This window comes from Streptomyces atriruber (assembly GCF_001418325.1).
In the GTDB taxonomy this organism is placed as follows: domain Bacteria; phylum Actinomycetota; class Actinomycetes; order Streptomycetales; family Streptomycetaceae; genus Streptomyces; species Streptomyces atriruber.
Map to the genome: position 1 here is coordinate 23263 of NZ_LIPN01000007.1, position 10491 is coordinate 33753.

At 73.1% G+C, this 10491-nt stretch carries 7 protein-coding genes; 2 read left to right on the forward strand and 5 right to left on the reverse strand.

The window, feature by feature from the left end; translation table 11 throughout:
* Window positions 1-275: 275 nt before the first annotated feature.
* Entirely contained in the window at window positions 276-1040 is a 765-nt protein-coding gene (locus AOK03_RS00710; protein WP_055563122.1) for a GOLPH3/VPS74 family protein, read from the reverse strand.
* Window positions 1041-1259: 219 nt separating this feature from the next.
* Between AOK03_RS00710 and AOK03_RS00715 the strand changes: the two genes are divergently transcribed.
* Together AOK03_RS00715 and AOK03_RS00720 are read left to right on the forward strand one after the other, a co-directional pair.
* Window positions 1260-3716, forward strand: a complete 2457-nt coding sequence (locus AOK03_RS00715; protein ID WP_055563123.1) for a D-alanyl-D-alanine carboxypeptidase — start codon at window positions 1260-1262, stop codon at window positions 3714-3716.
* Between the two features lie 112 nt (window positions 3717-3828).
* A complete protein-coding gene (locus AOK03_RS00720) occupies window positions 3829-5679 on the forward strand; it encodes an MFS transporter (protein WP_055563124.1) in 1851 nt (616 codons plus the stop codon).
* 9 nt (window positions 5680-5688) lie between these two features.
* Here the strand turns inward: AOK03_RS00720 and AOK03_RS00725 are convergent, their stop codons facing one another.
* The 4 genes from AOK03_RS00725 to AOK03_RS00740 all read right to left on the reverse strand — a co-directional run.
* Complete coding sequence (locus tag AOK03_RS00725) at window positions 5689-6975, reverse strand: type 2 periplasmic-binding domain-containing protein (protein WP_055563125.1); 1287 nt, start codon at window positions 6973-6975, stop codon at window positions 5689-5691.
* Window positions 6972-8144, reverse strand: coding sequence for a hypothetical protein (locus AOK03_RS00730; RefSeq protein WP_055563126.1), 1173 nt, complete (start codon window positions 8142-8144; stop codon window positions 6972-6974). The genes AOK03_RS00725 and AOK03_RS00730 overlap by 4 nt, the downstream gene beginning before the upstream one ends.
* The gene (locus tag AOK03_RS00735) at window positions 8141-9622 is read right to left on the reverse strand and encodes a VWA domain-containing protein (protein ID WP_107097886.1); all 1482 of its coding nucleotides are present in this window, start codon (window positions 9620-9622) and stop codon (window positions 8141-8143) included. The genes AOK03_RS00730 and AOK03_RS00735 overlap by 4 nt, the downstream gene beginning before the upstream one ends.
* Window positions 9571-10491, reverse strand: a 921-nt coding sequence (locus tag AOK03_RS00740; RefSeq protein ID WP_279616296.1) for a tetratricopeptide repeat protein, incomplete at its 5' end; no start/stop codon positions are given. The genes AOK03_RS00740 and AOK03_RS00735, both read right to left, overlap by 52 nt.

Here is a 10491-nt window from a genome sequence, read left to right on the forward strand (position 1 = left end):
ACTGCTCAGCAGAGTGCCACCAACGAGGTCGGCACCGCTGGGAAACAGCGGATGTGCGAACGTGAGGGCGGCCGCGCGGGGCGGTGGAACCGGGGTGTCGTCGTCCGGACGGTCCGGTCCCACTCCCCGCGCGGCCCAGCGGCTCCCGAACCGGGTCTGGGGACGGCGGCGCGGCGCTGGTGCGGTGGTGCTGAGCGGTTGCGCGATGGTGGTGCGCGATTACGTGAAGTGGTGCGCTATGACGCGGTGGTGCTGAGCCGTGCTCGGTGTGGTGCTCAGTGAGCGACGGCGCGTGCCATGGATCCGCGGCGCGGTTGCAGTGGGACCCCGCCGGGGTCCGCTGTCGCCCTCGCCGGCTGCCGGCCGCCGCCAGGTCCGGTGGGACCCGCGGGTGCGGCGCTGCGTCGCGGCTGGGCCGCCACGCCGTTCTGAACGTCCATCACGGCGTGCGCCACGAGGCCGCCCATGGGGTCGTGCCTGATCAGGTCCCGGAGCCGGGAGCGCGATGAACGCCCCTCGTTCCCGGGGTACAGATGCTTGCCGAGACCGACCGCATGGGCCAGGGCGGCGAGCGCGGCGGTCCGCGGGTCCGGCGGTACGCCGGTGCGGATCGCCGAATCGAGCCGGGACCTGATTTCCCGGCTGATGGCCGTGTCCGTCGCTTGGTAGCGAGTTGTCGGCAGCACCCCGCACATCTGGCCCGCCACGGCATGAACCATGCCGCACCGCTCCAGGTGCGAGAGGTACGTCTGACGGAGCCCCAGTCGGGGCCCGCCGATCCAGTGGACCGCCCGAACCGGGCTGCCGCGCCTGCGCAGCAGTTCCAGTGCGGAGTCCAGAGTCGGATCTCCGGTCGGCCGTGGCATCACCACGGCGATACGATCCCCGTCTGGGGCTATCCGTCCGGCCAGCGCCAGCTCTACTAGCTGTGCTCCGGCCAGACCGAGGTCGAGCGACTGCGGCTGCGCTGTGGTACCCGTGGCCGGGTCCAAAGCGAGCAGCAGAAGCTCCTCCGGAATTGTTCTGCGGCTCCTGCCCATCCATGCCTCCCCGCGTGGATGAATGACAGGGTGACCCCTCTCACATTGGTCTGTCGAGAGCGCGTGGTCGGGTTGTACGGGAACCAGTAGGTATGTCGTTCTCGTCTACCACGGGGGTTAAGCCCTCACACAGGACACTGGTACACGGTTCGGACAGTGGGGTCCGGCCGGATTTGGCGCACGGCCAGCACACGGCAAGCATCAGTATCGGCAAACGGCATGGCGTACGAGGAGGCATCGGTGGCGGGCGAGACCCCCGACAGATCGAAGCAGCGGAAGTCGTCGGGGAACCCGACCCCGGAGGAGACCTCCGGGCCGGCGCCGGAGGAACGCGACCCGCGTCTCGCGATGACGCGCGAGACGCCGCAGGCGCGGGAGGACCGGGCAACCGCCGTCTTCTCGACGAAGGACGTCGCCGAGGCGGCGACCGGTTCCGACGGTCCGGATGGCTCGAACGATTCGGGCGATGCGGACGGTTCGGATGGTCCGGGCGAGCCGGATCCCGAGCACGAGTCCGCGTCCGAGCACGAGTCGGCGCCCGAGTCCGCGCCCGCGGCAGAGTCCGAGTCAGGGGACTCTGCCGCGGGCGAGGGCGAGGGCGAGGGCGAGGGCGAGGGCGAGGAGGCTCCCAAGGCGGACGCTCCCAAGGCGGACGCTCCCAAGGCCGACGCTCCCAAGGCGGAGGGGAACGGCGACGCGCGGCTGCGGGACGCGGTGGCGGCGTGGGTCGCGACCTCCGACGACCCGGAGCCCGAGTCCGAGTCCGAGACGTCGGAGGAGAGCTCCGACGCGACGGAAGCGGCGGACGAGCCCGCGGACAAGCCCGAGGCGGCCGCTGAGCCGGACCTGAAGCCGAAGTCGAAGCCGGAACCTTCCGCCAAGGACGACTCGGTCGAAGCCGAAGCCGAAGCCGAAGCCGAAGGCAAAGCCGCGGACACCCCTGCCGACGACGCCCCCGCCGACGGCGACGCCAAGTCCACCGGCGTCGACCAGGCCACGGCCGTCTTCAAGGCGCTGCCCCCGAAGGGCACCGGCAAGGCCGTCGACCAGCCCACCACCATGCTCAAGCTGGGGGACCACAAGGACCCCAAGAGCGAGGGTGCAAAGGGCACTGCAAAGCCCGAGGGCGATGCCGAGCGGACCAGCAAGTTCGTCGCGCTGAAGCCGCTCGACGAGCCGTCCGCCCGCACCGCGCCCAAGACCGCGCCCAAGACCGCCCCCAAGGGTGAGTCGGCCGCCGGGCCGGAGTCGAAGGCCGAGTCCAAGGCGGCGCCCAAGGCCGCCCCCAAGGGCCCCGAGGTCAAGGCGGGGCCTACGGCCCCCGCGGGTCCCGCCGTGCCCCCGCCGGTGGAGCGCACCACCCAGCAGCCGCTGCCGCCCAAGCCGCCGATCGACCTGCTCGCCGAGCTGACCAACACCCCGCCGCCGCCGGAGACCCCGGTCCGCACCGCCGTGCGCCGGGTCAAGATCTGGACGCCGCTGGTCCTGCTCCTGGTGGTCGTCTTTGCAGTCGTACAGGCCGTCCGTCCGCTGCCGACGCCCACCCTGCAGCTCACCGCGCAGGAGAGCGTGTCGTTCGAGGGCGGCAAGCCGGACGTGCCGTGGCCGAGCGACGGCCAGGCCGCGATGGACGTCAACGGCATCGGCACGTTCGGTACGTCGGGTGAGCAGAAGCCCGTGCCGATCGCGAGCATCGCGAAGGTCATGACGGTCTACCTGATCCTGCGGGACCACCCGCTGGAGAAGGGCAAGGACGGCCCGAAGATCCCCGTCGACGCCGCCGCCCAGAAGCACTACGAGACCGGCAAGCCGGCCAACGAGTCGGTCGTCAAGGTCACCGAGGGCCAGAAGATCACCGAGTACGAGGCGCTGCAGGCGGTCATGCTTCCGTCGGCGAACAACGTCGCCAAGCTGCTCGCCCGCTGGGACACCAAGAGCAGCTCCGAGGACGAGTTCGTCGCGAAGATGAACAAGACCGCCAAGGAGCTGGGGATGAAGAACACCCACTACACGGACCCCAGCGGCCTGGACAAGACGACCGTGTCGACCGCCGAGGACCTGGTGAAGCTCGGCCGGGCGGCCATGGAGAACCCCGTCTTCAACGAGATCTCCCGCCAGCCCAGCTACACCGACCTCAACAACGACAAGCAGACGAACTTCTTCAAGCTCGTCCCGACCGTCGCCATCGGCATCAAGACCGGCACCACCACCGCGGCCGGCGGCAACATCCTCTTCGCCGCGGAGAAGGTGATCGACGGCAAGAGGCAGACGATCATCGGCGCCGCCCTCGGCCAGTACGGGAGCAACGGCGTCGCCAACATCGACAAGGTCACCGACGTCACCAAGGACCTGATCGCGGCCGGACAGGACGCCCTCAAGTCCAAGACGATCGTGAAGAAGGGCGATGTCGTCGGCCAGGTGGACGACGGTCTCGGCGGCACGACTCCGGTCGTCGCCACCAAGGACGTCTCCGCGGTCGGCTGGTCGGGCCTGACCGTCAAGCTGCAGCTCGACGACATCAAGGGTAAGACCGTTCCGAACACGGCGAAGGCGGGCACCGAGGTCGGTGTGCTGCACGTCGGCGACGGCAAGGGCGACGCCGTCGAGGTGCCGGTCGCGCTGCAGAAGGATCTCAGCGAACCGGGCTTCGGCGCCAAGCTGACCCGGGTCGGCTGAGCCCCGCGAGGGGAGGCCCGCCGCGGGCCTCCCCTCGCGCGTGCGTGCTAGCGTCACAAGCTCGGGGACCCGGGGTACTCCGGAAACATGGACGACACGGGGAGAGCCTCCAGTGGCCACAGCGGAGCCGACGCGCGCGGACGAAGCCGCCGCACCTGACCAGGGCGACGGCCCCCGCACCGGTGGGCGGATCAAGCTGCCGGCCCAGCGCAGCGAGCCCGGGAACGGGTCCGCGGAGCCCTGGCAGAAGCGCTTCCTGCGCCACCCGGTGACGATCACGACGGCGGTCGCCGCCGTGCTGCACGTCGTCTGGTTCCTCGTCTTCGCCAACAGCGGCGGCGACCTCGCGGCGCAGGACGCCTGGGCCGAGTTCGTCGGGCGGCATCCCGCGTCGGCGTACAACCTCGGCTGGTACGGCGGCATGCACCCGGTGTCGTACAGCGTGATCTCGCCGTACCTGATGTCGGTGCTCGGCGTGCGGACCACGATGATGATCGCGGGCACCGTCTCCGCGGCGCTGCTCACGATGATCCTCATGCGCAGCCGCGCGGTGAAGGGCAGGCTGCTGTGGCCGGTCGCCGCGGGTGTCTTCGCACTGCTCGCCAACGCGGTGTCGGGCCGCGTGACCTACGGCCTCGGCCAGATGTTCGCGCTCGCGGCCGTCGCCGCCGTCTTCTGCTGGCCGCACCGCTGGCGCTACAAGCGGTGGGCGAAGGCGCTGGTCGCCGCCCCGTTCGCGGCGCTCGCGACGATGGGCAGCCCGGTGGCGGGCCTCTTCGTCGGGCTCGTCGCCGTCGCGCTGTTCCTCAGCAAGCGCTACCCGGGCGCGTACGCACTGGGCATCGCGCCCGCCATCGTCGTGGGCCTCTCCGCGTGGCTCTTCCCGTTCTCGGGCACGCAGCCGATGTCGTTCGGCTCGGCGTCGCTGCCGCTGATCGCCTCGGTGATCGTCTACTTCGTCGTGCCGAAGCAGTGGAAGACTGTCCGGATCACCACCGCCGTGTACGCGGCGTTCGTGCTCGGCGTCTGGCTCATCAGCTCGCAGATCGGCTCCAACATCTCGCGCCTCGCGATGTCCTTCGCGGGCGTCGCGCTGATCGCCGCGCTGCCGTACGCGGTGCCGAAGTCCCGCACCTGGTACGTGATCGTCGTGGCCTTCGTCGGCTTCACCGGCTGGATCGGGTACAAGGCCGTCGACGACATAGTGCACACCCGCTCCGACGCCTCCTGGACGCGTGAGGTCGCGCCCCTGGTGAACGAGCTGAAGGAGAAGGGCGCCGCGAAGGGCCGCCTGGAAGTGGTGCCGGCCCGCAGCCACCGCGAGGCGTCCGCGCTGCCCGCGTACGTCCAGCTCGCGCGGGGCTGGAACCGGCAGGCCGACATGGAGCGCAACCCGCTCTTCTACGACGACACCCTGAACTCGGCGAACTACCACGAGTGGCTGCAGCGCTGGTCCGTGCATTACGTGGCGCTCCCCAAGGGCGAGCCCGACGGCGACGGCGGCAAGCGCGAGGCGCAGCTCATCACGGACGGCCTGCCGTACCTGAAGAAGGTGTGGGTCGACGACAACTGGCAGCTGTACGAGGTCACCGACCCGCGGCCGCTCGCCGAGCCGAACGCCGTCGTGACGCGCGCCGAGCAGGGCGAGATGACGCTGCGCGTCGACAAGCCGGGCCGCATCCTGATCCGCATCCCGTACTCGCCGTGGCTGAGCATCGTCGACGAGCACGGCAAGGGCATGAAGGCGCCGCAGGAGACCGACGCGTCCAAGCGGCAGCGCGAGCTGAACGAGAAGCGCCCCAAGAAGTACGAGAACGCCAACGGCTGTCTGACGGAGGCGCGGGAGGACCAGGCGGGCGACAAGTGGGTCGAGCTGCTCGCCCCGAAGGCCGGCACCTACCGGCTCGGCTCGCCCTACCAGCTGCCCCGCGGCACGCCCTGCCCGGAGGAGCTGAGCCGCTGACGCGGTCCCTCAGCCGCCCGGCGGGGCGCAGACCCCGGACTCCGGCAGGCGCCCGGGGGCCGTGTCCGCGGCGTCCTCGGCGGCTTCCGTGCGCACGGTGTCGAGCCGGCCCAGGAGCTCGTCGAGGCGTTTGCCCGTCGGGTCCCCGAAGTACTGCAGGACGGCCCGGTGGAACGCGTCGCGCACGCCCGGCGGCATCACGTCCGAGGCGTCGAAGCAGAGCGTGCGCGCCTTGCCGGTGAGGATGCCCGCGATGCGCCGTCCCGTCGCGTCGGTCGGCTGGGGGTCGGTCGCGTCGGGGAAGAACGGCTGCAGCCCGTCCGTGGCCCGGGCCCGCCAGAGCGTGCGGGCCCGTCGGCCCGACAGGCGGTCGACGAGGGCGCGGGCCGCCGGGTCGGGGCTGAACACGGCGGCCATGTCGCCCGCCACCTCGTACGCGCCGTCGTGCTCGGCGCTGCCGCCCAGATAGCCCGCCGCCGGGTCGACGCGGACCCGTTCGTGCGCGTACACGTAGCGGATGAAGGCGCTCTGGTGCTCGTGCGTGCAGCGGGGTTCGAGGGAGTCGAGGAGGCCGCGCGGGCCCACGTACGGCGTGGTCAGGGACCGGTCGATCGATGTCCTGCCGCGGTCGCCGAGGAGCTCGGCCCAGGTCGTCCACGCCGTGCGGACCCGCGGATCGCGCCAGGGGAGCCGCCCGGTGGCCCACTGCGTGTACGTGGCGGGGCCCGACCGGTGGAGCAGGATGTCCTCGATCCAGTCGGTGCCCGGCCAGCCCGAGGTGGCCTGCGAGGCCAGGCCCACGCACCACTTCGGATCCCCGGCGGAGCGGCCCTCCTTGCGCCACACCAGGCTCTTCAGGTCGACCTTCAGCGGCACCCAGTAGGTGCGGCGCCCGCCGTCCACGTCGAGGCGCGGCGCCCAGGGCGGGAAGGCGCGGGCGGTGGCGGCGCGGTCGAGCGGGACGAGGTGACCGGCGCGGGCGTGCTCCACGAGCTCACCGATGCTGTTGAGGATCGCCACGTCCGGCGGGTCGCCCGCCTCCAGCTGCGCGCCGAGCGTCTCCCGCAGGGAACGGGTGCCCTGGTAGGTGTACGACTTCCCGGTGCCGTCGTCGAGGCGGTGCAGCATCGACTCGAACGCCTTGCCCTCCGGGCCCGTCCAGGGGCCGAGGACGACGAGCGTCTGGGGCCTCGCGTCCCCGCAGGCGCTCGCGGTGACGGCCAGCAGGCAGGCCGCGAGGGCGGCGCGGAACACGGTGCGCGACCGGCCGGTGCGGCGGCGCGTGCGGCGGTTCATGCGGTGGCTCCTGAGCGGGAGATGAGGACGTATTCGCGGCGGTAGGCGTGGAGGGTGACGCCGGACAGGGCCGCGCAGAGCAGACCGGCGGGCGTCACCCAGGGCGCGACTCCGTCGAGCCAGGAGAGGCGGCCCGCGGACAGGTCGTGGCGGACGTCTTCGTCCAGGGACCGGATCAGAAGGGGGTGGGGCTCGCCGAACGGCTGCTCGTCGCCGGTCGACTCGATCGCCGGTGTCGTCCGCTCGGCGAGGTCCGCCGCCGTCGACACCACGCGCTGCTGCGCCCGGTGGGCGAGGACGGCGTCGGTCGTCAGGAACGGCACGGCGAGCAGCGGCAGGGCGGCCACCAGCAGCGGGACGCTGACGTACAGGTGCAGCCTGTGGTGCAGGAACAGCTGGGTGCGCCACAGGCCGAACACGAGCAGCACGAGGGCGAGAGCGGAGACGGCTCCCGCGGCGATCACCCGGTCGCCCGGCGCCGCCCGGTCCGCGAGCCTGTCGCGCAGCCGGTCCTCCAGGGAGGAGATGCGGTCGACGACGGAGGTCGCGTCGGAGCCCGAGCCGCTGTCGGGACGGCAGCGCGGATAGCCGTCCGCGTCCGTCTTCTTCGCGGTCCCCGGCGGCGGACAGAGCATGCTGCGCGCGTACGAGAGTCCGGCGTCGCGCAGCGCGGGGTCGGCGACGTTGTTCTGCGCGAAGGTGATCCAGGTGCCGTAGTCGACGACGAGCCCGGAGACCACGTCGAGCTGCTGGCGTTCGGCGGTGGTCAGAGCGCCGCTGCGGGCCACCTGGTTGAGGCGCTGCACGGCCCGCGTGGTGCGCGTGCTGTACCGCTTGCTCAACCCGCTGAGCTGCACGGCCTCCCCGGCCGCCAGACTCTCCTGCGCCTCGCGGTCGGCGATGCGCAGGGACGTCTCGGCCTCGGCGAGCCCGACGAGCGCGGGCACGAAGCTGTCCCGCAGGACCGCGGAGTCCTCGCGGACGTCCGCGTACGCCCACCCGAACGCGACGGCCACGACGACGGTGAGCAGCGGCAGAGCCACGAGCCGGTCCCGTAAGTACGCGCGGTTGCGCGGGCGTTCGGTGAGCGGCACCGGCCACGCGTACCGGCGCAGTGCGCGCAGCGCGTCGGCGGCGAGCGGCGGGACGGCGCGCCACGGGGCCGTCACCGGGCGGCGCCGGGTGGGCGGGGTCCCGGCGGGCGGGGGCCCGGCAGGACGGTGGTGCTGGACTGGATGCGGGCCGCCTCCACGTCGAACTTCGCGATGCGGTCCCGGAGTTCGACCGTGCCCCCGGCCGAGTCGCGGACGCGGACCAGGCGGCGCAGATGGTCCTGCATGGCGGTGTCGCCCGCCTCGGAGGCGAGCCGCCACGCCGCGCCGAGCAGGGTCTCGGCGGCCGCCCGTCTGCCGAGCTTCAGCTCCGCGCAGGCCTCCTCGAAGGTGCGGTGCAGCTCCTCCTCCTGCCGGTAGTGGGCGACCTGGGGGTCCAGGCGGCTGTAGAGGTCCGCGTCGTCGGTCCAGCGCATCAGCACGGGCTGCGGGTCGGGCAGCCGCGCCGCGGCCGGGCCCTCCGTGTCCAGCTCGACCTCCGTCAGCAGGAGCTGCTTGCCGAGCTGGGCGGGGTCGTAGGGGGCGCCGACGCAGAGCAGATAGGCGCGGGTCTCCTCGCCGCACGGGCCGAGGTCGTACTCGTGGACCGGGCCGCCCGCGCCCGTTCCGACCCCGGACAGGTCGACGCGGTCGGGGCGGAGCGCGACCCGCGTGGGGTGGACCTGCTCGAAGGAGTGCGGACGCACCCCGGCGCGGTGGTAGAGGCGCAGCCGCAGGCCCGTGACGTCGCGGTCGGCGGCCCGTCCGGTGAGCGAGGCCAGCTCGTCGGGCAGCCGGGTCAGATCCGCCACCGCGCGGGTGCGGCCGCCCAGCGTCCTGGCGATCAGCAGGAGTTCGTCGGTCTCCCAGGCGTCCCCGATGCCCACGACGTCGCAGGCGAAGGCCCGCGCGCACCGCTCGACGCGTTCGTGCAGCTCCGCGCGCGTCTCGTAGCCGGGCTCGTTCTTGCCGTCGGTGAGCAGCAGCGCGTGGCGCACCCAGGCGCCGTCGGCGGCGGCGGGCAGCTCCCTGAAGAGCTGCCGGGCGCGCTCCAGCCAGGTGCCCATCGCGGTGCCGCCGCCCGGCGTGCAGTCGTGCAGGGCGGCCTCCGCGGCGGCCCGCGACTCGGCGTGCGCGACGGCGAGTCCGGGCCGCCGCGGGTAGATCATGGCGGTCCTGTCGCCCCCGGCGACCAGGGCGAACAGTGAGCCGTCCGGGATGCGGGCCAGCGCGCTGACGGCGGCGGCGCGGGCGGCCGCGAGGCGGCTCGGCGGCATCACCATCGAGGAGGAGTGGTCGATGAGCAGGACCTCCGCGAGGCGGGGCCCGGCCGCCTCCGCCGCGTCCGCGTCGGCCCCGTCCGCGTCCGCGGGGGCCCGCACGGTGGCGGCGGGCGGCGCGTGCGCGGCGCCCGGTCTGCGGACCGTCACCGTGAGGACGGCGTACATCCGCGCCGTCTCCTGCCCGTCCGCTGTGCGGGGGCGGGGCAGCTCGACGACCTGGCTCACTTCCAGGCCGACCGAGGCGGCCAGTTCCTGATCTTCTTGCCCAGCCATGGGAAGTCCTTGCCGAATCGTGAGTGCAGGAGGCCGAAGGGGCGTACCGCGTAGGCGCGGTCCAGGAGGATCTCGGCGAGCGGTACGCAGGGGCCGAGGCCGGTGTCGGCGGCCGTGTCCGGGTCCGGCGCGTCCCGGGCCGCCTGATGGGCCAGGACCCGGTAGAAGCGGGACAGGTCGGTGCGCAACGCCCTGCCGTCAAAGGGGAATTCGAGCAGCGGGTCGGCGTGCGCGGCGACGGTGCGGAGCTGGGCGGCGGTCATGCGGGGGCCGTCCGTGCCGCCACCGGGCCCCGTCCTGCTCCCGTCCGGCTCCTCGCCCTCGCCGAGGAGACGGTGCGCCGCGCCCCACACCTCCGCCTTCATCCGCACGCGCGACTGTTCGTCGGTCAGGCCGTGCGCGGAGAAGAGCTGGGCCAGCGCCCGCACCGCCGCGCCGAGCCCGTCGGCGTCCCGCGCGTGGTCGACGCGGATGCGCACGGCGGCCGTGCGGGCGGCGGTGCGGTGCCGGGAGTGCTGCGGCACGGCGTCGAGGGCGGCGATGGCGTCGGTGAGGGCGTCGGGGCCGCCGAGGGCGAGCCGGGCCCGGACGGCGCCGAACGCGGCGCTGCCCAGCGAGGGGTTCCGCAGCCGCACGGCCTCGTAGAAGGTCAGGGCCTCGTGGCGGCGCCCGAGCTGTTCCGCGCAGTAGCCGAGGGCCAGCTTCGGCGCGTACTCGCCGGGGATGGCGGCGTACACCCGGTCGAAGTGTCCGCGGGCCTCGGGCACCCGGGAGCGGGCCAGCGCGAGCAGCCCCCGGTGCCAGTCGAGCCGCCAGTCGTGCGGTCCGTTCGCGGGCCCTATGGCGTCCTCGGCCAGGGCGAGCGCGGT

Excerpts from the sequence above, each read along its gene's own strand:
- AOK03_RS00710 (WP_055563122.1), bottom strand. The coding sequence starts at position 1,040 with ATGGGCAGGAGCCGCAGAACAATTCCGGAGGAGCTTCTGCTGCTCGCT.
- AOK03_RS00715 (WP_055563123.1), top strand. The coding sequence starts at position 1,260 with ATGGCGTACGAGGAGGCATCGGTGGCGGGCGAGACCCCCGACAGATCG.
- AOK03_RS00725 (WP_055563125.1), bottom strand. The coding sequence starts at position 6,975 with ATGAACCGCCGCACGCGCCGCCGCACCGGCCGGTCGCGCACCGTGTTC.
- AOK03_RS00735 (WP_107097886.1), bottom strand. The coding sequence starts at position 9,622 with ATGGCTGGGCAAGAAGATCAGGAACTGGCCGCCTCGGTCGGCCTGGAA.